The organism is Billgrantia tianxiuensis, from assembly GCF_009834345.1.
GTDB classification, from domain to species: Bacteria; Pseudomonadota; Gammaproteobacteria; order Pseudomonadales; family Halomonadaceae; genus Halomonas; species Halomonas tianxiuensis.
Window position 1 is genome coordinate 2,883,999 of the sequence record NZ_CP035042.1, and the last position, 26,958, is coordinate 2,910,956.

General features: G+C 62.9%; 22 protein-coding genes and 2 pseudogenes. 1 reads left to right on the plus strand and 23 read right to left on the minus strand.

The genetic code is table 11. The features are described 5' to 3' along the window. Positions 1–8 precede the first annotated feature (8 nt). Both EKK97_RS13335 and EKK97_RS13340 read right to left on the minus strand, forming a co-directional pair. A complete protein-coding gene (locus tag EKK97_RS13335; RefSeq protein ID WP_159552535.1) occupies positions 9–692 on the minus strand; it encodes an OmpA/MotB family protein in 684 nt (227 codons plus the stop codon). Then, on the minus strand, positions 685–1,503 hold the full coding sequence (locus tag EKK97_RS13340; protein WP_159552537.1) for a motility protein A: 819 nt from the start codon (positions 1,501–1,503) through the stop codon (positions 685–687). The genes EKK97_RS13335 and EKK97_RS13340 overlap by 8 nt, the downstream gene beginning before the upstream one ends. 251 nt (positions 1,504–1,754) lie before the next feature. On the opposite strand from EKK97_RS13340, the gene EKK97_RS13345 reads away from it, so the two are divergent. Beyond that, the gene (locus EKK97_RS13345) at positions 1,755–2,531 is read left to right on the plus strand and encodes an EAL domain-containing protein (RefSeq protein WP_159552539.1); all 777 of its coding nucleotides are present in this window, start codon (positions 1,755–1,757) and stop codon (positions 2,529–2,531) included. A gap of 172 nt (positions 2,532–2,703) precedes the next feature. On the opposite strand, the gene EKK97_RS13350 is transcribed toward EKK97_RS13345, so the two are convergent. From EKK97_RS13350 to flhD, 21 genes and pseudogenes are all read right to left on the minus strand, one after another. Continuing rightward, complete coding sequence (locus tag EKK97_RS13350; RefSeq protein WP_159552541.1) at positions 2,704–3,408, minus strand: RNA polymerase sigma factor FliA; 705 nt, start codon at positions 3,406–3,408, stop codon at positions 2,704–2,706. A gap of 56 nt (positions 3,409–3,464) precedes the next feature. Beyond that, positions 3,465–3,887, minus strand: a complete 423-nt coding sequence (locus EKK97_RS13355; protein WP_159552543.1) for a flagellar protein FlhE — start codon at positions 3,885–3,887, stop codon at positions 3,465–3,467. Then, positions 3,884–4,477 carry a hypothetical protein gene (locus EKK97_RS13360; protein WP_234286832.1) on the minus strand — a complete coding sequence of 198 codons (594 nt, stop codon included), beginning with the start codon at positions 4,475–4,477 and terminating at the stop codon, positions 3,884–3,886. The genes EKK97_RS13355 and EKK97_RS13360 overlap by 4 nt, the downstream gene beginning before the upstream one ends. Continuing rightward, on the minus strand, positions 4,478–5,470 hold the full coding sequence (locus EKK97_RS24765) for a hypothetical protein (RefSeq protein ID WP_236551221.1): 993 nt from the start codon (positions 5,468–5,470) through the stop codon (positions 4,478–4,480). Next, positions 5,416–6,678 (minus strand): flagellar biosynthesis GTPase FlhF, encoded by a 1,263-nt coding sequence (flhF, locus tag EKK97_RS24770; RefSeq protein ID WP_236551222.1) that lies wholly within the window; start codon positions 6,676–6,678, stop codon positions 5,416–5,418. The genes EKK97_RS24765 and flhF overlap by 55 nt, the downstream gene beginning before the upstream one ends. A gap of 3 nt (positions 6,679–6,681) precedes the next feature. Further along, positions 6,682–8,763, minus strand: a complete 2,082-nt coding sequence (flhA, locus tag EKK97_RS13370) for a flagellar biosynthesis protein FlhA (RefSeq protein WP_159552545.1) — start codon at positions 8,761–8,763, stop codon at positions 6,682–6,684. Further along, a complete protein-coding gene (gene flhB / locus EKK97_RS13375; protein WP_159552547.1) occupies positions 8,760–9,956 on the minus strand; it encodes a flagellar biosynthesis protein FlhB in 1,197 nt (398 codons plus the stop codon). Before flhB ends, flhA begins: the two co-directional genes overlap by 4 nt. Positions 9,957–10,162: 206 nt before the next feature. Then, positions 10,163–10,852, minus strand: a complete 690-nt coding sequence (cheZ, locus tag EKK97_RS13380; RefSeq protein ID WP_159552549.1) for a protein phosphatase CheZ — start codon at positions 10,850–10,852, stop codon at positions 10,163–10,165. A gap of 39 nt (positions 10,853–10,891) precedes the next feature. Then, positions 10,892–11,281, minus strand: a complete 390-nt coding sequence (gene cheY / locus EKK97_RS13385; protein WP_104203809.1) for a chemotaxis response regulator CheY — start codon at positions 11,279–11,281, stop codon at positions 10,892–10,894. Positions 11,282–11,361: 80 nt separating this feature from the next. After that, complete coding sequence (locus EKK97_RS13390) at positions 11,362–13,128, minus strand: methyl-accepting chemotaxis protein (RefSeq protein ID WP_159552551.1); 1,767 nt, start codon at positions 13,126–13,128, stop codon at positions 11,362–11,364. 64 nt (positions 13,129–13,192) lie between these two features. Then, on the minus strand, positions 13,193–14,254 hold the full coding sequence (locus tag EKK97_RS13395) for a protein-glutamate methylesterase/protein-glutamine glutaminase (protein ID WP_159552553.1): 1,062 nt from the start codon (positions 14,252–14,254) through the stop codon (positions 13,193–13,195). 218 nt (positions 14,255–14,472) lie between these two features. Continuing rightward, positions 14,473–15,314 (minus strand): annotated as a pseudogene (locus EKK97_RS13400) (CheR family methyltransferase). A gap of 20 nt (positions 15,315–15,334) precedes the next feature. Next, positions 15,335–17,521: a methyl-accepting chemotaxis protein gene (locus EKK97_RS13405; protein WP_159552555.1), complete on the minus strand. Its 2,187-nt coding sequence runs from the start codon at positions 17,519–17,521 to the stop codon at positions 15,335–15,337. Positions 17,522–17,569: 48 nt separating this feature from the next. Continuing rightward, entirely contained in the window at positions 17,570–19,756 is a 2,187-nt protein-coding gene (locus tag EKK97_RS13410; protein ID WP_159552557.1) for a methyl-accepting chemotaxis protein, read from the minus strand. A 144-nt stretch (positions 19,757–19,900) separates the two neighbouring features. Next, positions 19,901–21,241, minus strand: coding sequence for a methyl-accepting chemotaxis protein (locus tag EKK97_RS13415; RefSeq protein WP_159552559.1), 1,341 nt, complete (start codon positions 21,239–21,241; stop codon positions 19,901–19,903). Between the two features lie 81 nt (positions 21,242–21,322). Then, positions 21,323–21,817: a chemotaxis protein CheW gene (locus tag EKK97_RS13420; RefSeq protein ID WP_159552561.1), complete on the minus strand. Its 495-nt coding sequence runs from the start codon at positions 21,815–21,817 to the stop codon at positions 21,323–21,325. A 2-nt stretch (positions 21,818–21,819) separates the two neighbouring features. Further along, positions 21,820–23,936: pseudogene (gene cheA, locus EKK97_RS13425) on the minus strand (chemotaxis protein CheA). A gap of 50 nt (positions 23,937–23,986) precedes the next feature. Then, a complete protein-coding gene (motB, locus tag EKK97_RS13430) occupies positions 23,987–24,937 on the minus strand; it encodes a flagellar motor protein MotB (RefSeq protein ID WP_159552563.1) in 951 nt (316 codons plus the stop codon). Then, a complete protein-coding gene (motA, locus tag EKK97_RS13435) occupies positions 24,934–25,806 on the minus strand; it encodes a flagellar motor stator protein MotA (protein ID WP_159552565.1) in 873 nt (290 codons plus the stop codon). Before motA ends, motB begins: the two co-directional genes overlap by 4 nt. A 35-nt stretch (positions 25,807–25,841) precedes the next feature. Continuing rightward, complete coding sequence (gene flhC, locus EKK97_RS25880; protein ID WP_340162866.1) at positions 25,842–26,549, minus strand: flagellar transcriptional regulator FlhC; 708 nt, start codon at positions 26,547–26,549, stop codon at positions 25,842–25,844. A gap of 1 nt (position 26,550) precedes the next feature. Then, complete coding sequence (gene flhD, locus EKK97_RS13445) at positions 26,551–26,877, minus strand: flagellar transcriptional regulator FlhD (RefSeq protein WP_159552567.1); 327 nt, start codon at positions 26,875–26,877, stop codon at positions 26,551–26,553. Positions 26,878–26,958 lie beyond the last annotated feature (81 nt).

Here is a 26,958-nt window from a genome sequence, read left to right on the forward strand (position 1 = left end):
GGTCGCACTTAGCCGTTCGCTTCCTGATGCAGCAACAGCTCGACGCGCCGATTGGCAGCTCGCCCTGCCGCTGTCTCGTTGCTCTCCAGCGGTCGCGTCTCGGCATAGCCCACCGCCCGCAACCGCTCGGCCGGCACGCCTAGTTCGGACAGGTAACGCAGCACGGCAATGGCGCGTCCCGAGGAAAGCTCCCAGTTGGACGGGAAGCGAGAGGTCGCAATGGGCATGCTGTCGGTGTGCCCCTCCACGGACACCTCACCTTCGAAGGAGGCGAGGACATCACGCAAGCGTCCCAGCACTTCTCTCCCCTGCATGGTAAGAATGGCCTGGCCGCTATCGAACAGCAGATTGTCGTCGATGCGCAGGGTAATGCCTTTCTGATCCTCCAGGACGCTCACACCTTCGATCTCGAGCCCCGGGAAACGCGGCTGCAGGCCATTGTGATTCGGCATGAGCCCCACCCCCGCCACCATGCGAGCAGCGGCCTCGGCCTGAGGCGTCACCAGTGCGGCCACTTCGCCGCCGTACCGATCACCCTTTATCGCCAGGCCGTTGCCCGCCAGCGAGAGCAGCAGCACGAACAGTGTGATGAGCAGCGTCAAGACGTCGAGATAACTCACCAGCCAGCCCTCATTCTCCCCTGGCTCGATGGGAGGAGGATGCAGCACGTTGCGCGTGCTGCGATCAAGCATTTTGCGCCTGTCCGTCGGGAGCGTCGCGCTTGGTCACGACCGGATCGCGAATCTCGTCGTGATAGTTGGCGACGAAGGAGTTGAGGGTCTCCTCGATGAACGAGGGCAGACGGCGCTTGGTGATCAGCGAGATTCCTTCCAGCACCATGTTCATGGCAATCAGCCGCTCTTCCGTGCGTCGCTCGAGCTTTACGGCAATCGGCTTGAACACCAGGTTGGCCAGCAGGATGCCATAAAAGGTGGTCAGCAGCGCCACCGCCATGCGCGGCCCAATGACGTGCAGATCACCCGACTCCATGACTTCGAGCATGTTGACCAGCCCCACCAGGGTCCCGATCATGCCGAAGGCCGGCGCATAGGTGGCCATGGTTCGAAAAATCTGCGCTTCGGCATGTTCGCGCGCCTTGAGCCGGGCGATACGCCAACGCAGCAGGTCGAAGATTTCTTCTTCCTTGGTATTGGCGATCACCAGGTGAATGCCAGTGCGCAGGAAGGGATTGCGTGCCTTGTCCAGCGCCGCCTCGACGGCTCTCACGTCGCCCTTGAACCATAGCCGCGAGATGTCGACCAGTTCCTTGATGTCATCGCGTATGTAGGTGTTCTCGCGCCGGAACACCAGCCCCACCAGGCGTACGACCCGGACGACCTCCTTCAATGGGTAGCTGATGAACGTCGCCGCCATGGTGCCTGCCAGCACGATGGCGAGCCCTGGCAGGTTGATGAAACTCTGCGGCGACTCGGCGGTGAAGAAGAGCACGCTGACCAGCAGTATCGTGCTGGCAATCATGCCGATGATGGTAGACGGATTCATTGAAGCTCCTGAGCGTACGGGGCATCGAGCCTGGCCCGGGTTTTCAGTCCAAGCCTAACGGGATAGTTCGGCTGCGGCCGTGGATACTTTAGCCGCGTCCGGGAAATGTTCTTATCGAATTGATTCAGGTCAAGTTTATTGTCTTCTATTAAAGTTCTATGATGTGCGGCCGATATCACTATCATGCGTGTATTGTCGCCAACCGACCTTTCGACACCCCACTGGCCCACACCGGCCCGCAAGGAGCCATCATGCACCGATGCGCCGAGAAGGAAGGGCATTGCGAACGCTGCGAAGGACCATTGCCGTTCGCCTTTACCATGGCCTTTCAGCCGATCGTCGACCTTGCCGAGGCCCGTGTCACCACCTATGAGGCGCTGGTAAGAGGTCCGGCAGGAGAATCCGCCGGCAGCATCCTGGCGCAGGTAACGCCGCGCCTGTTGTATCGCTTCGACCAGGCCTGCCGCATCCGCGCCATCGAGCTCGCCAGCCAACTTGGCATGACCGAGAGCCTGTCGATCAACTTTCTGCCCAATGCGGTTTACGAACCCATGGCCTGCATCCAGGCAACGCTGGCCATTTCCGCACAAGTGGGATGGCCACTCGAGCGCCTGGTGTTCGAAGTCACCGAGAGCGAGCAGGTCCAGGATCAGCAGCATTTGCACAGCATCATCGAGGCCTACCGCGCCACGGGATTCACCACCGCCCTGGACGACTTCGGCAATGGTTTCGCCAATCTCGACCTGCTGGTGGGGCTGCATCCGGACCGTCTCAAGATCGACCGAATGCTGGTGTCGAGCTGCGACCGCGACTCGCGACGCCAAGCCATACTGCGCGCTATCATCGCCCTGGGGCACGAGCTTGGCATCGAACTCATCGCCGAAGGTGTCGAAACCCGCGAGGAAGCGCTGTGGCTGGCCCGTAGCGGCATTAGTCTGCAGCAGGGCTTCTTCTATGCCCGCCCCGGCCTGGAAAGCCTGACCCCTGGACTGGAGCCGGCCTTGGCGGCATTGCGTCAGGCGATCTAGGGAATACGCTGCGATCACTAGGCACTGTACGAAAAGTACCTGCGCTTGCCCATACGGTGTTAAAAATCGGCTCAAAGTACTCATTTACACCGCGTAAACTCCGCCTCCTCGTCGATTTTTGCCGTGCGATCCACAGGGTTGTGTGCCGCGCACGGCACCAATTCGTGCTTCCTCAATCAGGGTCCGTCAGGCGCGCCCGCAACCGGCTCACCGCCTGGCTGTGCAACTGGCACACACGTGATTCGGTCACGCCGAGCACGACACCGATCTCCTTGAGGTTGAGTTCTTCCTGGTAATAGAGCGCCATCAAGAGCTTCTCGCGCTCGGGAAGCGCCTCGATGCCCTCGGCCAACTGCTGTCGCTTCTCCTCGTCGACGAGCACGCGGTAGGGGGTATCGACGGAGGCATCTTCGATGCCTGGCTCGATGCCCTCGGCCATCAGCACCTCGAAGGGCAACAGATGCCCGCTGTTGGTGTCGCTCAGTAGTTGGCGGTACTCTTCCAGCTCCATGTCGAGTTCGGCGGCGATCTCGTTCTCCTCGGCCGGCCGCCCCAGTTGCTGCTCGAGACGTCGCACGGCTTCGTCTACCGTTCGGGCGTTGCGCCGGACGCTGCGCGGCAACCAGTCGCGACTGCGTAGCTCATCCAGCATGGCGCCACGAATACGCTGGCTGGCGAAGGTGGCAAAGCTGGCTCCCTGGGTCGCATCGAAGCGCCCCAGGGCTTCGAGCAGCCCCACCATGCCGGCCTGAATCAGATCATCGAGCTCGATGCTCGCCGGTAGCCGGACCTGCATGGAGAGCGCCTGGCGCCTTACCAGCGGCAGGTACTCATCCAGCAGGTCTGCCTGTTCGATCTTGCCTCGTGCTGTGTACATGCGCTTGCTCTCACGGCTGACGATTCCCTCGAGCTTCGATTCGATGGCTCGACGGGTCAGGGACGTTGCGGGTGTTCATGGTTGACGATCACCTGCAGCCCTTGCAGGGTCGCGGCACGCTGGCGGCGATCCTGCAGTGAAAACTGAAAATGCAGTGGCGTATCGGCCGGCAGCCCGGCCATGGCGTCGGTCTGCCCTCGTGGCCCCGGCAGGCGCACGCAGTCTCCCGGGTGGCACAACCAGGCGTTCACCTCGCTACCCACCGGGGCCTGATATTGCCAGCCGATCCGTCCCATGATCTGCCCACTCGCCAGTTCGGGCGTAGGTGGCAGCATGGTGGTAGACATCATCGGACGCTCGACCATGGCCACCGTCAACGCTGGGGCGGTGGCTACCCAACTGCCGGCAGCCTGTGCCATGCCCACCCACAGACCACTCGCTGCGATGGCCGCGATCCAACGGCTCCTGCGATATCTCATCTCGCCAATACCAACAGTTCGATGCCGAAATAATCCTGCGCCACGTACTGCAGGTTGCTCAGCAGGCCCTGGCGCCCCACTCCTGGAGGATGCACGGCAATCAAGCGTTGCGGACCGCCCCGCTCGGCGATCTGACGGAGCATGCGATAACCACGCCGGAAGGCCTCCAGGTCGTCATCCACCCATAGCGCCCAGTGCGATTGCTGAGCAGCCAGCACCGGCAAGTGCGGGCTGCTGATGGGCAGGGCCACGACGCGCCAGGCACGCGGGTCGCCGACCCAGCGGCGACCCTCGCGTGCCCAGCACTCCAACAATTCGGTCACCCTGGCAGTGTGGCGCTCGGCAGTGCCCGGTAGGCCCAGCACCATCAACGTCACCTCTTGAGCGTTGCGCGCCGTGCGCGGAGGCGCGGCGGTCGTGCTCGGAGCCGGCTTGGCCGGCGGCTTCACAGCAGCCTGCGGCCTGGGTTTGCTTGCGCCTCCGGCGGAAGCCAGCTCGACCAGCATCTCGGCCACATGTGCCGGGCAATCCTCCTGCGAGGCTCCCTTTGCTGCCCATTGGCGCAGTCCAGCGGCCTGGTCCCATCCCATCTAGCCTGTCTCCCGTTCACCAAGGCCAAGGTGGCGAATGGAATCGCGCACCATGAAGAGTTGTACCAACGACTCGAGCAAAGCGACGTCACGACGCCGACGACGCCCACCGCCGAGTCCCAGCAGTTCCGCCCGAAGGTCCATCGCCCCCTCGTCTTCGGCAATATCCAGATGAGCCGCCACCGTTGCCAGGCCACTTGCCATCAGCAGACGCACGTCGGCACGCAGCTCCCCAAATGCATCCGGGTCGAGGCGCCGCCAGGCACGGCGGGCAAGCTGCGGCAGGACTTCCCCCTGCAACAAGGCCAGCAGTAGCGGCTGCGGCCCACGGCCCAGTCGCGCCGGAGTGAGCCAATAGCGCTTGGCCAGGATCCTGCCGCTCTCCTCGTCGCGAATCACGCCGAACCAGGCATGAGCGTCCAGGCTCTCGCGCCGGTTACCCTTGAGCGCGACCCCAACAGGCAACGTGGCAAGCTCGAGGCGGCCAGGCACTCCGCGGAAACGACAGCGTATTTCCCCGGCGGTTTCTCCTACAGCGCCAAGCATTGCCAACGATGGGCGTTCGGCGGCATGCTCGACCCGCTGGCTACCCCGCACTTGGCTGCACCAGCTCAGTGCCTGGCCTTCCAGCCACGCGCCGGCTTCACCGTCGGGCAGGCCGTTCAACAGATGCACCCCAATCTCGCACTGCTCCAGTGCCGCCTCCAGGCGCGCCTGTTGCCCCGCTACCTGGCGATGCTGCAGCAGCGGCAGCGCCAGCCAGGTGCCTTCCGGACTAAGTGCCACATCGGGCATCGACCAGGCTTCACCCGCGACACGACGCCGCTCGCTCCATAGCATTCCCAGTGCCTGGCCGGAGTGAGGGTATTCCGCCAGCAGCGAATCCAGGCGTTGCTGCTGGATCGAAACGGGCAGCCCCGGCAGATTCCAGACTTCCTCTAGCCGATCGAATCCCGGCAGACGTTGGCGCAGCGTGCGCAGCAGCGTCGCCAAGCGGCGCCCTTGCCCCAGCAAGCTGCCCGCCCCCTCGCGACCGGCTCCGCCACCGGACGAGCCAGGGGCGCGGTCAGCGGTACGCGCTCGGCGAAAGATTGCTCGATCAGGGCTGCGGGATCGGCAAGCGACATGTCTTCCGGCACCCGCTGACCATGCGAGACGAACAGCAGTCGCAGCCCATGGCGCATGATGATGTCCAGCACCGGCGCCAACCGGCCTGCCTCATCCTGCTTGGTGATGATGCAGTCGTGCAGCTCGCCACCGGCAGCCTGTGCCGCCTGACGGTAGCGCACCACCACCTCCTCGAGGGTCTCCGGCTGGCTGGCGGCATTGAGCAGCAGTACCAGGCGAACCGGTGAGTCGCCACCGTGCAGGTGCCTGACCTGCTCGATGACACGCTGATCGCGCTGGCTCATGCCCACCGTGTCGATGATGATCCAGGACTTGCCTTTCATACGCCCCAGCAGCTCCGATACCGGCTGGTCGGCATTGAGCGCATACATCGGCACGTCGAGCAGGCGCGAGTAGATCCGCAACTGCTCATGGGCGCCGATACGGAAGCTGTCGGTCGTCACCAGTGCCACCGGACGCGTGCCGTGACGCATGACGTAGCGTGCTGTCAGCTTGGCGGTGGTGGTGGTCTTGCCTACCCCGGTGGGTCCGATCAAGGCTACGATGCCGGTACGATCCATGAACCCGGCTTCGTCATCCAGGCCGCCGAGCCGCTTGACCAACTGGCGTGTCAGCCAGGAAAGTGCCCGGTCATCCAGGGCGCTACCAGCAGCCAGCTCCTCGGGCAGGGTTGCCACGACCTCTTCGGCCAGGGCTTGGCCGAAGCCGGCTTCCCGCATAGTGAGGATGAGACGTTCGCCCAGCGTATTGGCCGGTTCCGCCTGGCTGCGCTCACGGGCAAGCATGGCGCGCATGTCGCGCATCTCTTCGAGCAGCCGCGCGCTCATGGTCTCGAAAGCCTGGGCCGGGTCCTGATGCACAGGTGCGGCAGGGCTCTGCTGCTGGGGCTCAGCGGCGGGTGGCGTCACCGCCTCGGCGCCACTCTCGGCTGCCGCCGATTCGGCCATGGCCAGGATCTCGACACCCTGCTCGGTATGCCGGTTGGCCAGAATCAATGCCTCATCGCCCAGGGCCGCACGGACCTGGCGCATGGCCTCGCGGCTGTTGACGCCAACGAAACGCATGACACTCATCGGTTATCGACCTCCTACCAGCGTCACGATGCGCAGTGTACGATCGTCGGGCAGTTCCGCCTGCGACATGACCACCAAGTGGCGCATGCGCCGGCGCAGGAACCGGGAAAGCAGCGGACGCAGGCTGTGCTGTACCACCAGCACCGGCGGCTCACCGCTTGCCTCATGCCGCTCCACGGCTTGCTCGGTCTGGTGCATCAAAGTTTCGGCGAGCCCAGGCTCGAGCGCACCATTGCCATTCATTGCCTGTAGCAGGACCTGCTCGAGCTGGGCGTCCAGACCGATCACGTTCAGCGTATCGCGCCCAGGGAACCATTGCTGGGTGATGGTCCGCCCCAGTGCGACCCGCACCAGCGCCGTCAGCTCGTTGATGTCCTGCTGCTGCGGTGCATGTTCGGCCAGCGTATCCAGGATGGTGCGCATGTCGCGGATAGAGACGTCCTCGTCGAGCAAGCTCTGCAGAATGCGCTGCAGAGCCGTCAGGCTGATCGCCTTGGGCACCACGTCCTCGACCAGCGACTTCTGCTCTTCGCCCAGCTTGTCGAGCAGTTTCTGCACTTCCTGCCGCCCCAGCATTTCGGCTGCGTGACGATGCAACAAGTGGTTGAGGTGAGTCGCGATCACGGTACCGGCATCGACCACAGTGTAGCCGTAGACCTGAGCATGCTCGCGCTGCCCGCTGTCGATCCAGATGGCCGGCAGGCCGAAGGCGGGATCGGAAGTCGGGGTGCCCTGAAGCTGTCCGGTGACTTGGCCAGGATCGATGGCCAGCCATTGGCCGGGGAACGCTTCGGCACGGCCGATCTCGGCACCCTTCAGGGTGATCACGTAGGTGTTGGCCCCCAGCTCCAGGTTGTCGCGGATATGCACCACGGCGGGTAGGAAGCCGACCTCTTGGGCGAATTTCTTGCGTACGCTCTTGATCCTTCCCAGCAGCTCGCCGTCCTGGCGCTGGTCGACCAGCGGGATCAGCCTGTGCCCGACCTCGAGCCCCAGCGTGTCCACCAGTTGGACATCCTCCCAGCTGGCCTCGGGCGCCTCGGGCTGGGGTGGCGGTTCGGCGTTGAGCTCCTGCTCCACCAGACGCTGTTCCTTCTGACGAGTCAGCATCCAGGCCAGCCCGGCCAGCAGCCCGGTGAAGAGCAGGAAAACCAGGTTGGGCATGCCCGGCACCAGGCCCAGCAGGCCCATGACCAGCGCCGCCAGCACCATGACCTGGGGGTTGACGAACAGCTGGCTGATCATCTGTTGGCCGACGTCCTGCTCGGTATTGACGCGCGAGACGGTAACGCCGGCGGCGGTAGAAATGATCAGCGCGGGAATCTGCGCCACCAGGCCGTCGCCGATGGTCATCAGGGTATAGGTCCTGGCGGCGTCGCCGAAGCCCATGCCGTGCTGCAGCATGCCGATCAACAGCCCGCCGATGACGTTGACCACCATGATCACCAGGCCGGCCATGGCATCGCCGCGCACGAATTTGCTGGCACCGTCCATGGAGCCGTAGAAGTCGGCTTCCTGGGCGACTTCGGAACGCCGCTTGCGAGCGTCTTCCTCGCCGATCAGGCCAGCGTTGAGATCGGCGTCGATGGCCATCTGCTTGCCGGGCATGGCGTCGAGCATGAAGCGCGCGCCGACCTCGGCGATACGCCCCGCACCCTTGGTGATGACCATGAAGTTGATGATCACCAGGATCAGGAACACCACCAGGCCCACGGCGAAGTTACCGCCGATGAGGAACTGGCCGAATGCCTCGATCACCTTGCCTGCGGCGTCGCCGCCCTGGTGGCCTTCCATCAGGATCACCCGGGTGGAAGCGACGTTGAGAGACAAACGCAGCAGCGTGGTGAACAGCAGGACGGCGGGGAAAGCGGCAAAATCCAGCGGCTTCTGGGTGAACATGCTGACCAGCAGCACCATGACCGCCAGCGCGATGTTGAAGGTGAAGAGCAAATCCAGCGCGAATGGCGGCAGCGGCACGACCATCATGCTCAGGATCATGATGATCAGGACGGGACCGGCCAGCAGCTTCATGCGCACGTCACCCAGCAGGTCGCGACGCCCGATGATATGACTGAGAGATTTCATCGACGCACTCCGCCGGGTCCGGCCGCACTTGGGTCAGCGGCTGCGCCGCTCGCATCGGCGGCGGGCACTTCCAGGTTCGGCGGTATAGGCAAGTTCTCGGGTGTAGGCGGCACCTCTCCCCCCTCTCGTGTTACGTGCCTGAGACGGAAGGCCCAGGCCAGGACCTCTGCCACAGCAGTGTACAGATCCAATGGGATCTCATGTTCAAGATCGACGTGATGATACAGCGCTCGCGCCAACGGCGGAGCCTGGAGCAGCGGCACACCAGCCTCTTCACCGAGCTCGCGGATACGTGCCGCCACCATATCGGCCCCCTTCGCCACGACGCGGGGAGCCCCCATGCGCTTCTCGTCGTACTGCAGCGCCACGGCATAGTGAGTGGGGTTGGTGATGATCACATCGGCCTCCGGCACCTTGCTCATCATGCGGCCTCGCGCCATGGCCTGCTGCTGGGAACGAATCCGCGCCTTGACGTGAGGATCGCCCTCGGATTCCTTGTGCTCGCGCTTGACCTCGTCCTTCGACATGCGCAGCTTCTTGGCATGGCTCCAAAGCTGATAGGGCACGTCGATCAGAATCACCACCAGCAGCGTCAGCACCATCAACCCGCAGGCTTCGGCCGCCATCATCAGCGCTCGAGCCAGCGCCTGCGAGGTCGGCTGATCCATCAACGACAGGTATTCCCCGCGATGGAAATAGAGATACGCCATGCCGACCCCGCCAATCAGCGTCGACTTGGCCACCGCCTTGAACAGCTCCACCAGCGCCTGGGTGCCGAACATGCGCTTCAATCCCTTGAAAGGGTTGAGCTTCGACATCTGCGGCTTGAGTGACTTGGCCGAGACCAGCCAGCCTCCCAGCAGGGCCGGCGCAACCAGTGCCACTACCGTCAGCAGCACGAACAACGGCAGCATGGTCAGCAATGTGCGATTGGCAAGATCGAGCACATTGCTCAGCATAGGACCGGTTTCAAAGGCCTGACGACGCTCGAACAGGAAGGCCTGTTCCATCACCAGGCCCAGTTGATCGTAGAGCAGCGCGCCCATCGACCACATGCCGACCACCCCGCCCAGTAACAGCATGAAAGTGGTCAATTCACGGGAGCGGGCGACCTGGCCCTCTTCACGCGCCTTCTCCAGGCGTCGTGGCGTGGCCTCTTCGGTCTTTTCCTGATCGCTGCTTTCGTCCGCCATGGTACCCGCACAGTTCTTCTCACGCTGGCCATTGTCGCGTCAACGGCGGGTTGGCGATACGCCAAAAAGCGCCGATGATCGTAGTCTTATCGACTACGACCGTCGGCGCGGAAACGTTCGCTGAACGAAATGTATGGTTTTCAGGTATCAGGCAACGGGTGCCGAGCGAGGGCTCGGGCCGGGCTGCCTACGACTGACGAGGTCGCTCAGAAGCCCAGTTGATCGAGCAGATCATCCACCTGATCCTGGCTGGTGACGATATCCACCCCCGGCTTGATCTGCGGACCGTTGAGCAACCCTTCCTGACGACGGGCTTCGTTCTCCCACTGATCGTTGGCCTTACGCTGCATGTTCTCGCGAGCCTCGCCCTCGGGCACGTTATCGATCAGCACCTGAACCAGTTGATGCTCGATCTCGCGGATGACATCCATCATCTTCTTGATCACCTGGCCGGTCAGGTCCTGGAAGTCCTGGGCCATCATGATCTCGAGCAGCTCCTTCTGGGTCGCCTGGGTCTTGTCGGGCACCTCGGCCAGGTAGGAGCGTGTCTGCTTGACCAGATCGCGCGCCTCGTCGAGTTCCTTGGGTTCGGCAAACCACTCCGCCCAGCGCTTGTCCAGCGACTCGGCGCCACTGCTGATGGAATCCTGAAGCGGCTGGGCACGATCGATGGCGTTGAGCGCACGCTCGGCGGCCTGCTCGGTCATGGTCGCCACGTAGCTCAGTCGATCCCGTGCGTCGGGAATCGCCTCAGCGGCCTTTTCGATTTCCTTGTCCAGACCCAGCTCACGCATGCTTTCACGCAGCATGCGGGTCAGTTGCCCAATACGCTGAACCAGATCCTCACCACCGGCGCCGGGCGCTTGAGCCTGGTCAGGCTGCTCGTTTGCGCTCATCTCGTTATCTCCTCCGCAAGCGGGACTCGCCTGCCGGCGTCATTTGCCCAGTTTTTCGAAAATCTTGTTGAGCTTCTCTTCCAGGGTGGCAGCGGTGAATGGCTTCACTACGTAGCCGCTGGCTCCCGCCTGGGCGGCGGCAATGATGTTCTCCTTCTTCGCCTCGGCGGTCACCATCAGCACCGGGAGCTCCTTGAGCGCGGCATCGGCACGAATCTGCTTGAGCATCTCGAGCCCGTCGAGATTCGGCATGTTCCAGTCCGACACCACGAATTCGAAGGAGCCGGAACGCAGCTTGGTCAAGGCTTCCTGACCATCCTCTGCCTCCTCGACGTTGGTGTAACCCAGCTCCTTCAGCAGACTGCGGACGATCCGACGCATGGTCGGAAAGTCGTCTACCACCAGGAAGCTCATGTTCTTGTCAGCCATCGGTATTCCTCTTTTCTGTCAGGCTATGATCGTCGTCAACAGCACATGGGACCGTCGTAGACTTCGTCTTATGGATGGATTCAAAATTCTTCCCAGTCGCCCTCGGCCACCGCCTCGCTGCGGGACCTGTGCTTGGGCTTGGGGTCGATCTCGGCTGGCTCGCGTCCTGTCGGTCGCGCCTGGGCGCTCGGATTGGTCAGTGCAGGGACGCCAGTGCGTTGGGCTGGGGAAGTCTTGCCGCTCAGGCCGTCTTTCTCGCCCTGCCGATGGCTGTGCTCGCGCTGCGCATCGCCTGACAGGCGGAACACGGCAACGGCCTGCTCGAGACGGCTCGCCTGCTCCTCGAGAGAGGCTGCGGCAGCCGTGGCCTCCTGGACCAGCGACGCGTTCTGCTGGGTCACTTGGTCCATCTGCCCCACCGCCTGGCTCACCTGCTCGATGCCGTCGCTCTGTTCCTGCGATGCCGCCGAGATCTCGTCCATGATGTCGGTCACGCGGCGAACCGCCTTGACCACTTCGTCCATCGTCTCACCCGCCTGCTCGGCCAGGGTCGAGCCTTCCTTCACCTGAGCCACCGAGCCTTCGATGAGCTCCTTGATCTCCTTGGCTGCCGTGGCACTGCGGCTGGCAAGATTGCGCACCTCGCCGGCCACCACGGCAAAGCCACGGCCCTGCTCACCGGCTCGCGCCGCCTCCACCGAGGCATTCAGCGCCAGGATATTGGTCTGGAAGGCAATGGAATCGATCACGCTAGTAATGTCGCTGATCTTCTGTGAGCTGGCCGAAATGCCCCCCATGGTCTTGACCACGCGATCCACCACCTCGCCGCCACGCTCGGCGGTAGTGGAGGCATCCAGGGCCAACCCACTGGCTTGGCGTGCGTTATCGGCATTCTGACGCACCGTGGCGGTGATCTCCTCCATGCTAGATGCGGTCTCCTCCAACGAGGCCGCCTGCTGCTCGGTACGCGAGGAAAGATCCACGTTGCCATTGGCGATCTCGCGCGTGCCGATATGGATCGAGCTGCTGCTGTCACGCACCTGGCTGACGATGCGCGTCAGGCTCTGCTGCATATTGCGCATGGCATTGAACAACGTGCCGATCTCGTTGCGGCTGCCCTCGGGAATCTTGCCGGTCAGGTCGGCCTTGGCGATGGTCTGCAGATGCTTGACAGCGGAGCCGAGCGGCCGGATCACCGTGGCACGCAGCCCCACGTAGACCAGCACCAGCACCAACGCGGCGACTAACAGCGCTGCGAGAATGACGTAGACAAAGCGATCCGACTGGGCGTGGTACTCGGCGGTCATCGCCCGGGCGTTGCTGAAGCCGTAAGCCACGAACTCGGTCATACTGCTGGCCAGGGCCGCACTCGGCTCGCTCAACTCGTTGCGCAGATTGCCGAATCCAGGCGTGTTGAGTTCGTCGAGCGCCTGATGCTGCTGGCGTACCAGGGCGAGAACCGCAGTAAAGGCCTGCTCTAGCGGCTGAGAGATCTCCTGGGCTCGCTCCGACTTGGGTGCGGCAACGAAGTTGTTGAAGCGCACCTCGGCACGCTCCATGCGATCGGCAGCGATATCGAGCTGCTCGTTAGCCTCGCCCATGCGCCCCAGCATGATCTGGTTGGAGGCAACCTCGAGACTCACCCGGGCCACGTTGAGCAGGGCGTCGGCACGGTTGATCTCGTTGAGCTGCTGCACGTTGATGCGGTCGAGATCCGCCATGATCCGAGCCGCCTGTCGGTCGGACATGAGCGAGAGCAAAGACACTACGCCGATCAGCACGGCAAAGCTGACCAGGGCGGCAATCACGGTAGCGTGAATGCTGATGTTGCGTAACAAGCGGCTCATTCTGGCGTTCCTCGCGATGAAACAGGCACTGTGAGTAACGTTCGGTATTGTCTTGATATTGCAGTCAAACCCTCTGCGCGCGGCCCGATGCCGCCACTAGCGCCATCAGGCGCTCGGGTATGTCATCCAGGCTCGCCACTTCCACTGCCCCCCCCAGGGCAATGGCTTCCCGCGGCATACCGAAGACGACACAGCTTGCTTCGTCCTGAGCCAGCGTGGACGAGCCGGCCTGACGCATTTCGAGCAGGCCGGCGGCACCGTCCTTGCCCATGCCAGTCAGGATCACCCCAATGGCATTGCGGCCAGCCTGGGTGGCGGCGGAGTGAAACAGGACGTCCACCGAAGGGCGGTGCCGGTTGACCGGCGGGCCGTCGTCGAGTTTGGCGACGTAGTTCGCCCCGCTGCGCGCGAGCTTGAGGTGTGCATCGCCCGGCGCAATGTAGGCATGCCCCGGCAGCACGCGCTCACCGTCGCTGGCTTCCTTCACGGTGATGTTGCACAACCGGTTGAGGCGCTCCGCGAAGGAACGGGTAAAGCCACCTGGCATGTGCTGGGTGATCAGGATGGCGGGACTGTTGGCCGGCAACGGCTCGAGCACGCTACGGATCGCCTCGGTCCCTCCGGTGGAGGCGCCGATGATGATCAGTTTCTCGCTCGATACCAGCGGTGCTTTCAGGGTGGCTCGCGGCGCTGCCTTGTCCTGACGCGCCTGGCGAGGCCGCGATTTGGCGGCGGCCCGAATCTTCTCGGCGATGTCGTTGGCATACTCCAGCATGCCGTTGCGTATCCCCAGCGAAGGCTTGGCGACGAAATCCAGCGCCCCCAGCTCCAGCGCGCGCAGGGTAATTTCCGAGCCGGCCTGCGTCAGCGATGACACCATCAGTACTGGCATTGGTCGCAGGCGCATCAGGCGCTCGAGGAAATCGAGGCCATCCATGCGCGGCATCTCGACGTCCAGCGTCAACACATCGGGGTTGTGGCGCTTGATCAGGTCCCGCGCCACGAGTGGATCCGGCGCTACGGCCACTACTTCCATGTCCGGCTGCGAATTGATGATCTCGCTGAGCAGGTCACGAATCAGTGCCGAATCATCAACGCACAACACCTTGATCCTGTTCGATCCCAAGGCAAGTCTCCTGTGTCACGGGGAGTCACTGCGACCCGAGGCAAATACGTATGTGATGGACATCGGCGCAACCGGCAGAAACTTTAGAGTTTTTCTCGAGCCCTGCCTGAAATGGGCTACGCCCGCCAACGTTGCAAACCCGCTTAACAGCCTGTCGGTCTTGACTGATCGTCGCGAGAAATTCGGATTTCGCAGCAGATCAGCGTTAAGTTCGGCTGCTAGGCGAGGGTGTACACCGTTTGCCCCCGCAGGCGAAACACCTTACTGATGTATGAGAAGTTCTCCGAGTGGCCCGCAAACAGCAGGCCATCGGGCTTGAGCAAGGGAGCGAAGCGCTCGAGAATCCGCGCCTGGGTCTGCTTGTCGAAATAGATCATCACGTTACGGCAGAAGATGGCATCGAAGGGCCCTTGACCGACCACTGTGGTGCCAGCAGGTTCATGGAGAGAAACTCGACTATCGACGACACTTCGGGCCGTACTCTGGCCAGCCCCTCATGCTGCCCCCGCCCCTTCTGGAAGAAGCGTCTTACCCTCTCCTCGTCGAGCTTGCGTACCTGCTCGACTGGATACACACCGGCACGAGCACGCGCCAGGGCTTCGGTATCGATGTCCGTTGCCACGACACGTGCCTCCGCAGCCCGAGGACCAAGACTCTCCTGTAGTGTCATGGCGATCGAATAGGGTTCTTCCCCAGTCGAGGCAGCCGCACTCCAGACACGCACGGGTCCACTGGACTTGCGCACGTGTTCGGCCAGTAGCGGGAAGTGGTGCATTTCCCGAAAGAAGGCCGTGAGGTTGGTCGTCAGGGCGTTGGTGAACGCTTCCCATTCCCTGGCATCGGGCTGGCGCGCGAGCCGCTCCAGATAATCGCTGAAGCGCGTCAGTCCATGATGGCGCAGGCGCTTGGCCAGGCGGCTATAGACCATCTCGCGCTTATGCTCCGCCAGCACGATGCCCGCACGCTGATAAATCAGCTGGCGTATGCGGGAGAAATCCTCATCGGTCAGGATCAGGTCACGCTCGAGGTGACCCAGCCCGGACCATTGCCCCGGCTCCATTCCAGGGCTCTGTGCCTTCGTCAAAATGTTTCCCACTCTTCATCGGCTGATGCCTTGCTGGCTTTGTCCGCAGTCCGCGACGTGGGAAGCGGATCGTGCCGCAAGGCAGGGGGAGCGGTTCGCGAGGATGTTGCATGATCCTCCGAGACTCGCCCCTGTTCATGACTGGCTACCTGCTCAGGCCCTGCACCGCGCAGGCGGAAGACACGGATCGCTCGGTCGAGCAGCTCTGCCTGGCGCTGCAGATCGGCGGCCGCCCGCGCGCTCTGCTGCACCCGCTCGGCGTTCTGCTGGGTGACCTGGTCCATCTCGGTGATGGCCTGGTTGATCTGGCCGATGCCACTGCTCTGCTCCTCGGAGGCCGCAGTGATCTCGCCCATGATGTCGTTGACCCGCTGCGAGGCCGCCACCACCTCGGCCATGGCGCTCTCGGCACGCTGGACCTGGCTGGCACCTTCGTGGATCTCGCTGGCGGAGCCGTCGATCAACTGACGGATCTCCCGCGCGGCGTCCGCGCTGCGCCCCGCCAGGTTGCGCACCTCACCGGCCACCACCGCGAAGCCACGACCCTGCTCGCCCGCCCGCGCCGCTTCCACCGAGGCGTTCAGCGCCAGGATGTTGGTCTGGAAGGCGATCGAGTCGATCACGTTGATGATGTCCTTCATCTTCTCGGCGCCCGCAGTGATGCGCTCCATGGTCTGCACCACGCCATGCATCAGCTCGCCGGTATCACGCACGCGGCTGGCATTGTCCAGCGCCAGCCCGCTGGCCTGGCGGGCATTGTCGGTGTTCTGCTGCACCGTGGCGGTCATCTCCTCCATGCTGGAGGCGGTCTGCTGCAGCGAAGCGGCCTGTTGCTCGGTGCGCGACGACAAGTCCTCGTTGCCCCGGGCGATGGAGCGGCTGGCCGGGGTTACCACGTCGATGCCACGCTGCACGCTCTCGGTGGTGCTGTAGAGACTCTTGCGCATGGTATTGAGCGCTCCGAGCAAGAGACCGATTTCATCACGGGTACGGTCCGGTGAACGCACCGCCAGGTTGCCCGAAGCGACCTGCAGGGTGAAATCCACGGCACGGCGTACCGGGCGGGTGATCGCCCGCATGGTCCAGACACCCAACAGCAGCAGGAACAGGATACCGACCGAAAGCGCCACGACCTGCCCGGTGAGCATCATCGCCTGGCCACGCGCGGCATCCTCAGCCAATTGGTTGGCATAGTCGAGCTTGCCATCGATCAGTACGTTGACGTTCTGACCGATGGCATCGACCTCGGGTCTCAGCACGTCGTTGTAGGCCTCGTAGGCGGCAAAGCCGCTGCCGTCGATCAGTGCCTGCAAGGTAGGCCGGATACCGTTTTCGACAGCCACGCCGAGCCGGTCACCAAGTGCCGTCACTTCAGCCAGTTCAGTATCCTCGCCTTCGAGGAAGCTCTCCCAAGAGGCCTCAATGGTAACGATGGTGCCCTCGACCTCCTCGGCAAGCTGGTTGATTTGCTCCATCCGCAGCGCCCTGGGGTTGCGCACTGGTCGCTCCAGGTCCGTCATCAACTGACTGAGCAGTTGGTCGATACGCTGCAGGTCGGCGATATCCTGGACGCCGTTATTGTTGAGGTAGGCAACTCGATCTCCCGACACCTTGAGGCCGTAGAGACCGAAGGCCCCGCTGAGTACCAGCAGCAGCACCGGCACCAGGGTCAGCATGACCAGCTTGGCGCGGATGGTATGCACGTTGAGGCGCGACAGCGTTCCCAACAGTCCGCGCCGCATGAGCTGGCCACGCTGGAAGGTCACCCGGCGACGCCCTTCGCGCAGCTGCGAATAGGCCCGCTCCGCCGCTTCGGCAACGGCCGGCTCGACCCGTGTGCGCACCGAGGTGTAGCCTTGGCACTTCCCTTCCTCGAGAATCGGGGTGACCGTGGCCTCGACCCAGTAGTGGTCGCCATCCTTGCGCCGGTTCTTGATCACTCCCTGCCAGGAGTCGCCCCGCTTGATCGTGCTCCAGAGATCGGCAAAGGCCTCCTGCGGCATGTCGGGATGCCGGATCACATTGTGGGGCGCCCCGATCAACTCCTCATGGGAATACCCACTGACTTCCACAAACGCCGAGTTGGCATAGGTTATCCGACCTTCGAGGTCCGTACGGGTGATGAGCAAGTGTTGATCGCTCAGCGTGTATTCACGCTGTGTTACCGGCCGATTGTCGCGCATCGTTATTATCCTTCTTCGCCCCGGGTCAGTTACGCATGTCGCTCATGGTCAAAACGTTTCCCATTCTTCCTCGGCCGCTGGCTTGTGCGTGCCAGCCGCGGCCCGCCTGGTGGGAAGCGGATCGCGCTGCGCAGTCGGCGCAGGCGCCGGCTTGCTCTCGAATCCGGCTGACGAAATACCTTCGGCTTCTGCGGCGGGTACCGTCTCGGGACCGGCGTCGCGCAGGCGATAGACGCGAATAGCCTGGGCCAGTCGCTCCGCCTGATGCTGTAGATCGGCGGCTGCCCGCGCGCTCTGCTGCACCCGCTCGGCGTTCTGCTGGGTGACCTGGTCCATCTCGGTGATGGCCTGGTTGATCTGGCCGATGCCACTGCTCTGCTCCTCGGAGGCCGCAGTGATCTCGCCCATGATGTCGTTGACCCGCTGCGAGGCCGCCACCACCTCGGCCATGGCGCTCTCGGCACGCTGGACCTGGCTGGCACCTTCGTGGATCTCGCTGGCGGAGCCGTCGATCAATTGACGGATCTCCCGCGCGGCGTCCGCGCTGCGTCCCGCCAGGTTGCGCACCTCACCGGCCACCACCGCGAAGCCACGACCCTGCTCGCCCGCCCGCGCCGCTTCCACCGAGGCGTTCAGCGCCAGGATGTTGGTCTGGAAGGCGATCGAGTCGATCACGTTGATGATGTCCTTCATCTTCTCGGCGCCCGCGGTGATGCGCTCCATGGTCTGCACCACGCCCTGCATCAGCTCGCCGGTATCACGCACGCGGCTGGCATTGTCCAGCGCCAGCCCGCTGGCCTGGCGGGCATTGTCGGTGTTCTGCTGCACCGTGGCGGTCATCTCCTCCATGCTGGAAGCGGTCTGCTGCAGCGAAGCGGCCTGTTGCTCGGTGCGCGACGACAAGTCCTCGTTGCCCCGGGCGATGGAGCGGCTGGCCGGGGTCACCACGTCGATACCGCGCTGCACGCTCTCGGTAGTGCCATAGAGACTCTTGCGCATGGTATCCAGCGAGCCGAGCAGCGCACCAATCTCGTCGCGGGTCTGCTTCGGCGTGGTGACAGCCAGGTTGCCCGAGGCGATCTGCAAGGTGAAATCCGCAGCTCGGCGCACTGGACGGGTAATTGCCCGCATGATCCATGCGCTGATGACCAGCAGCAGCACGAAGCCAATCGCCATGAACCCCAGTTGACCGGCCAGTACCTGCTGTTGCCCGCGCTCGGCCTCTTGCGCCATACCCAGCGCCGCAATGCGCTGATGATCGATCAATTGGTTCACCAGTACCGTCAACGCTTCGGCTTGCTCCCGCAGTGCCGAGGTATTGTTGTTCAGCGCCATCATGGCATCGAACGCTTCCTCGCCACCCAGGGCATCGGCCATGGGGATCAGGCCTTCCGCCAGGAATCCCGTCAAAGCGGCATCGAATTCCATCGCCGCCTCGGTGCGGTTGACCTCTCGAGCCAGATATTCGGCCCACAGACTCGACAGTTGCTCGCCGATGTCCGACAACGCTTCGGCATGCTGATGCCGACCGCTCAGGATCTCCATGCGCTGCTCGGCACTCAGACGCTGCGGCCCCTCGCTCACCAATTGGCCTAGCTGCTGCAGGCGAATGACATCTTGCAAGCCATCGCGGTTCAGCTCCGCCAGGCGTTCGCCCGAAGCATTCACGCCATAGAGCCCGACCCCGCTGCTGATGGCGAGCAGCAGCAAGGCCGACAACGTCAACATGGAGAGCCGCGCGCGTATCGAGTGCAGATTGATGCGCGAAAGCCAGCCCAGCGGGCCACGGCGAATCAGTTGCCCCTGGCGAACGGTCAGGCCGGAGCGACCTTCGCGCAGTTGCGCATAGGCGCGCTCGGCGGCCTCGGCAGCAGCCTGCTCGATGGCGCTACGCACCGAGGTATAGCCCAGGCACTTGCCATTCTCGAGGATCGGCGTGACTGTTGCCCGAACCCAGTAGTGGTCACCATCCTTGCGCCGGTTCTTGACCAACCCCTGCCAGGTTTCGCCGGCCTTGATCGTCCGCCAAAGATCGGCAAAGGCCTCCTGCGGCATGTCGGGATGGCGAATGATGTTATGCGGTGAGCCAATCAACTCGTCATGACGAAAACCGCTGACCTCGACGAACGCCGAGTTGGCATAGGTGATGTTTCCCTCGAGATCGGTACGGCTGATCAGCAGCTGCCGATCATCCAATTGATATTCTCGCTGGGTTACCGGCTGATTGTTGCGCATCGTTATAGTCCTTGCCGATTCGACTCGTTCAGGGGGGCGACGTGCCGATCGGCCACTGCGTCCCCTTCTGCCCCATGATCGGTAGCGCTCCACAATCGGGAGTGCACCTCAATCGGGAGTGGTGCCCTGTCCACCAGGGAAGCCCTAGAAGGAGGCCCACTCCTCTTCTTCGTTCGATTTGCTGGTATTCATGGCTCCGCGCGGCTTGCGTTCGGCCGGCCGCGGATCGTGCCCGACAGGTGCCGCCAGCGCCTTGACAGCATTACGCTTGGTCGCGGCGGCGCGAACCGGCTCGCCGTGCTGACCCGTCAGACGGAAGCGCAATACGGCTTCACGCAGGCGAGCGGCCTCGGCCTCGAGCTGGGTCGCTGCCGTGGCTGCCTGCTGCACCAGCGCAGCATTTTGCTGGATCACCTGATCCATCTGGGTCACGGCCTGGTTGACCTGGCTGATACCGTTGCTCTGCTCCAGGGAGGCCGAGGCGATTTCGTCCATGATGTCGCTGACGCGTTGAACGGCCGCCACGATCTCGTTCATGGTCTGGCCCGCCTGATCCACTCGTGCCGTGCCCACGTCCACTTTTTCGAGCGAGGCCTGGATCAGGGTGCGGATCTCTCCCGCCGCCGAGGCACTGCGCCCGGCGAGGTTGCGCACTTCCTGAGCCACCACGGCAAAACCACGACCGTGTTCGCCGGCTCGCGCCGCTTCGACCGAAGCATTGAGCGCCAGGATATTGGTCTGAAAGGCAATGGTGTCGATGACGCCGATGATGTCAGACACCTTGTGCGAGCTTTCGCTGATGTCATGCATGGTCGCGACCACTTCACCGACCACCTCGCCGCCCTGGACGGCGGTGCGCGATGCCTCGGCGGCCAGTTGGCTGGCCTGGCGCGCATTGTCGGCATTCTGCTCCACGGTGGAGGCCAACTCTTCCATGCTCGAGGCAGTCTCGGCCAACGAGGCTGCCTGCTGCTCTGTGCGAGACGACAGCTCACCGTTGCCCTCGGCAATGTCCTGGGCGCCGACGTATATCCCCTCGCTGCTGCTGCGTACGGTACCGACGGTGCCTGAAAGGCCGTCCTGCATGCGCCTGAGCGAAGTGAAGAGCCGTCCAATCTCGTTATTGCCCCGATTTTCCACCGGCTGGGAGAGATCGCCTTGCGCCAAGCTCTCGAAGTACCCTACCAGGCGAGCCAGCGGCCGCAGCACGTTGGTACTGATACCCCACACCACGACCCCCATCACCACAGCCGAGCCCGCCAGCACGGCAACGATGGCCAGGCGCATCAGGTCGGCCGTGGCGGAGAACGACGCCTGGTAGGCGGCACCCGATTCCCCGGCATGCGGCGCCATCGCAGCAACGGCATGACTCCCCTGCTGCAGTGCGTAGAGGCCCAGGGCACTCAGCACGATGAGCATCGCGCCGAAAAACAGCAACACCAGGAACCAACTGGCCCGAACCGTAAGGTTGTCGAGTAACTTCACGTCATCCCCTCATGAACAACAGGCGTAAGGAAGCGGCTTTATCTATCATCGGCTTGAACGAGGCGAACTTGAGTTCGCCAATTACTCGGCCACGCGCTCCACCAGCTCCATCTCGTCGCTGGTCAACAGTTTGTCGATGTCGACGATGACCAGCATGCGATCCTCGAGACTGCCCAGCCCGCTGAGGAAATCCGACGACAGCGTGACGCCGAACTCCGGCGCCGGCTTGATCTGGTCGGGTGACAGCGTCATCACGTCGGAAACGCCATCCACGACGATGCCGACCACGCGATCCTCGACGTTGACCACGATGACGACGGTCTGGCCGCCATACTCCACCTTGTCGAGATGGAACTTGATGCGCAGGTCGACGATGGGCACGATCACCCCACGCAGATTGGTCACGCCCTTGATGAAATCCGGTGCGTTGGCGATGCGTGTCACGTTCTCGTAGCCGCGAATCTCCTGCACCTTGAGGATATCGACGGCATACTCTTCGTCGCCCAGCGAGAACACCAAGAATTCACGGTTATGGGCTTCGGCCGCAGCCAGGGCTGCATCGTTCGTCTGGCTCATGTTCAGTTCTCCAGCGCGTTTTCGGTGAGGGCTTCAAGTGTCTGCAATCCCCGTTCAGGCCGGCGCTTCTCCTTCTTGGCCCGGCTCAGGCGGTGCAGTCCGGTGATGTCGAGAATCAACGCCACGCTGCCATCGCCGAGGATGGTGGCGGCGGAAACCCCCGGCACCTTGCGATAATTCGTTTCCAGATTCTTGACCACCACCTGCTGCTGGCCGACCAGGTCGTCCACCAACAGCGCGTAGCGGCGTCCTTCTCCCTGAACGATCACGGCGATCGTCTCGGTAAGCTCCGTCCTGGCGTTCGGTACGTCCAAGGCCTCGTGCACCGCCACGACCGGCAGGTATTCGTCGCGTACCTTCAACACCACATCGTCGCCCGCCATGGCATAGAGGTTCTCCTTGGCCGGCTGCAGCGACTCGAGGACGGCCGACAGTGGCAAAATGAACATCTCATTGCCAACCTTGATCGACATACCGTCAAGGATCGCCAGCGTCAGCGGCAGGACGATGCGAATGGTGGTGCCTTCGCCGGGCGTGGACATGATCTGTACATGACCGCCCATGCCCTGGATGTTGCGCTTGACCACATCCATGCCGACACCACGGCCCGAAACGTCTGTCACTTCCTTTGCCGTGGAGAAGCCTGGAGCGAAGATGAGCTGCCACACCTCGTCGTCACTCATGGTGTCGGCAACGGGCAGGCCATTTTCACGCGCCTTGGCCAGCAGCCTGTCACGGTTGAGGCCGGCACCATCGTCGATCACCTCAATGATGATGTTGCCACCCTGGTGCTTGGCCGAGAGCACCAGTTTGCCGGTACGCGGCTTGCCGGCCGCCTCGCGGACGTCAGGCGGCTCGATACCGTGGTCAAGGCTGTTGCGCACCAGGTGCGTCAACGGGTCGATGATGCGCTCGGTGAGGCTCTTGTCGAGTTCGGTGGACTCCCCTTCGGTGGTAAGTTCGATCTCCTTGCCCAGCTTGGCGGCGGTTTCACGCACCACCCGCGGGAAGCGACTGAAGACGAAATCCATGGGGATCATGCGAATCGACATCACCGATTCCTGCAGGTCCCGCGCGTTGCGCTGAAGCAGGCTCATGCCATTCAACAACGCACTATCAGCGGCCCCCTCCATCTCGCTGACGGTCTGGTCGAGCATCGATTGCGTAATGATCAGCTCGCCCACCAGGTTGATGATCTGGTCGACCTTGTCGACCGAAACCCGGATCGAAGTCGACTCACCGCCACCCTTGGCCTTGCCCTTCGCCTTGGCGGCCTTGGCATCGCCAGCAGGCTTGGCGGCTGCGGAGGGCCGTGCTGGCTCGACGGGCTTGGCTGGTTCAGCGGTTGTTGCCGCCGGCTTCTCCTGGAGCTGCGTCGCTGCTGCCGGCTCGCTCTTCACGGGAGCGGCCTCGGACGCCTGGCCATCCTCGGCGTCACGAATCTTGACCTGATCGGCATCGACGATGAAGCACATCACGGCCTCGATGTCGTCACTGTCGATGGTCGAAGCGAGCGTGACTTCATAGCACGCCTCATCGCCGCCATGCGTCACGACCTCGCCCAACTGTCCCAGCTCCTCGACGAGCAGTTGTCGGTCCTTCTCGCCGACGTTGAGTAGCGTCACGATACGCCGGCCAGCCCCGCCGGCGCCTTCACTTGGCGTAACGGGCTCCGGTTCAGGCTCGGGCTCGGGAGCCGGCACCGGAGCCGCCCCCCCATCCAGATCCTGCCCGATCTCTTCGAGCGCTATCTGCTGGAGTGTCTTGCAGATACGCTCGAAGGCCTCCTGATCGGGCTCGTCGCCGTTACGATAGGCGTCTAGCTGATCGCTGAGCATGTCCTTGGTTTCCAGAAAGGTATCGACGATATCCCGGCGCAGCTTGAGCTCGCCCTTGCGGGTATGGTCGAGCAGGTTCTCGAACAGATGTGTGGTCTTTTGCAGCACGTCGAAGCCGAACGTGCCTGCTCCCCCTTGATCGAGTGGGCCGCCCGGAAAATCGCGTTGAGATGCTCAGTATCCGGCTCATCCACGTCGAGCTCCAGGAGGTAGCGCTCCATGTCGGCCAGTAACTCTTCGGCTTCCTCGAAGAAAGTGTCATAGAAATCCGTGATATCCATGCGCTTTACCACCTGGTGTCTAATGGGTTTCCTGACTGTCGTGCCCAGTCCTATTCTTCAGGATTGAGGGCACGGCGCAGACCTTCTGTGAACTGTTGTACGGGTGCCAGATCGATCTCGCTCTCGAGGCGAGTGCTCATCGGACTCGGCACGCCCGGACCATTCAGAATGCTTGGCCGGCGAATGTACTCTGCTACCTCCGGCAGCAGTACCAGCAGCTCGATGCGCCGATTGTCCGCGTCGAGTGGGTCGGTATCGGGCAGCAGCACGCGGTCGGCGAAGCCGGACACACGCAGCAGCTTGTCCGAATCGAACCCACCGGCAACCAGCTCACGACGCGAGGCATTGGCCCGATCGTTGGAAAGCTCCCAGTTGCTGTAGCCCCGATAGCCGCCTGCATAAGGCCGGCTGTCGGTGTGTCCGCCGATACTGAGGTAATTGGGCAGATCGTTGAGCAGCGGCGCAATGGTACGCAGCAGGTTGCGCATGTAGGGCTCGACGCGGTCGCTGCCGATATCGAACATGGGCCGCTGCTCGGTATCGAGCAGTTGGATACGCAGCCCCTCGGGCGTCAGGTCGAAGCGCATCTGCTGACGCAGCTCGCGCAGTTCGGGGTCGGCCTCGATCACCGCCTCGATGCGGCGCTGCAGATCCATGAAGAAACGCCGCTGTTGCTCACTTGGGCGCGAAAACTCCCGGGTGTCGATACGTGCCCGCTCGCCATCGCTATGGGAGGGATCGGGACCGCCACCGGGAATGGCCCGGGTGCTGCCTGAACGATCCCCTCCGGTCACGGCGCTGACCAAGGGGGTACTGAAGTAGTCGGCGACACCCTCCCGGGTTTCCGGACTTGCCACCGACAAGATCCACATTACCAGGAACAGCGCCATCAGAGCCGTCATGAAGTCGGCCAACGCGATCTTCCAGCTGCCGCCATGATGGCTGTGGACTACCTTCTTGCGCCGGATGATGATCGGGCGCTTGTCGCCGCCTGCACTCATTCCGTTGTCGCACCCGATTTGGCATTACGTACGTAGGTCTCGAGCTCGGTGAACCCGGGGCGCTCAGAACTGTGCAGCGCCTTGCGCCCGAACTCGACCGCCAGTTGCGGCGCATAACCGTGCAGGCTGGCCAGCAGCGTGATTCGGATGCACTGGAGCATCTTCTCCGCCTCCTTGGCCTGGCGCTCGATGCTGCTGGCAATCGGATTGATGAAGCCGTAGCCCAACAGGATGCCGAGGAAGGTACCGACCAGGGCGTGGGCGATCATCTGGCCCATCTGCTCCGGCCCGGCATCGGCATAGGTCAGCGCCTTGACCACCCCCATGACGGCCGCCACGATACCGAACGCCGGCATGGCGTCACCCACCTTGGCAATGGCATCCGCGGGAATGTGAGCCTCCTGTTCGAAGGTCTCGATCTCATGGAGCATCAGCTCGTCGATTTCCATCGGATCCATGCCGCCGGCCACCATCAGGCGCAGGTAGTCGGTCAGGAAGTTCATGATCAGCGGGTCGGCGAGCACCTTGGGGTGCTCCTGGAACAGGGCGCTTTCCTCGGGGCTGTCGATGTCGCGCTCGATGCCGAGCATGCCTTCGCGACGGATCTTCGAAAGCAGCTTGAACTGCACCGCCATCAGCTCCATGAACATGTCTTTCTTGTATTTCTTGGTACGCCGCAGCTTGGGGAATATCTTGAACGTCGCGACGATGGCCTTGCCATTGTTGGCGGCAATGAAGGCACCCACCCCCGCCCCGCCGATCATCAGCAGCTCGGTCGGCTGATAGAGTGGCCCAAGATAGCCTCCGGCAAGCACGAAGCCGCCGAAGACGCACACTATGACTACGAGGTAACCCAGCAGAATCAGCACAACCGATACCCTTCATTGGATGTAAGCCGTCGTTATCACTGCTTATCGGCCGACTGTCGCGACACTTGAGCCCTTGGTTCAAAAGAAATGATGGATCCGGACGGCAAGACGCCGCCCGAAGGCGGCGTCTTGTGAGATAGGCGATCGATACACGCCGGCAGGCGAGCGTCAACCGACCTGCCTGACCCTCGGCATGGTGCAGTCGTCGATCGCCGCTTCGCGCTCGCGGCGCTTGCGGGTCTTGCCGGCACGGGAAGGCGGCATGCAGATACCACAGGCATAGTCATGGTCCGGCGAATGCGCATGAGCGACGAAATGCCCCCACAGTGAGTGCAGGTGGACAGCTGCAACAGCTCGCTTTCGAAGAACCTGACCAGGGTCCAGGCGCGGGTCAGCCCCAGCACTGGCTCGGCCTGATCGATGCTGACCTGCTCGTTATATAGCCGATACGCCGTGACGAAGGCCTGCATCCGTTCGCATTTCTGCCCGACGAGCAGGTTGCGATAGATGTTGTAGAACAGCGAGGCATGTACGTTGGGCAGCCAAGTAATGAACCAGTCGGTCGAGAAGGGCAGCATCCCCTTCGGCGGGGACATGCCGCGCACCTCCTTGAACAGGCGAATCAAGCGGGCACGACTCAGGTCCGTTTCGGTCTCCAACACTTGAAGGCGAGCGCCCAGCTCGATCAGCTCGATGGCCAACTGGACTTGCTGCATCTCCTCAACGAGGCTTTTCTGGGTCATTTCACACCCCCCGCGACATGGACATCGCTTCACGACCCGCCATCAGCAGAGCGGCGTGAAACTGCGACAGTCCATTGTCACGGGGGTTGTCGACCACTTGGCGCAGCTGCTCGGCACCCTCGAAACCGAAATGGCAGAGCAGCTGGTTGGTACGGGCCAGGCGGGTCAGCTGGGCGGCACCAAGCGACACGAGCAGATCGGCGGTTTCGTCATCGATCTTGAGGCGGAACATGGCCGCGGCACGGTCGTCGTTGAGCAGCCGCTGAGCCAGCAGCAGATAGGCGAGGTTGAGCTCCTGGATTTCATCCAGGTGGTTCGTGTTCTTCATTTGGGTTCCCTGCACGCTGTTGATTCGCGTGTCCTTTATTTTCTTGTAACGCTCTTGTCAGGACTAGCCTAGAGATACGTC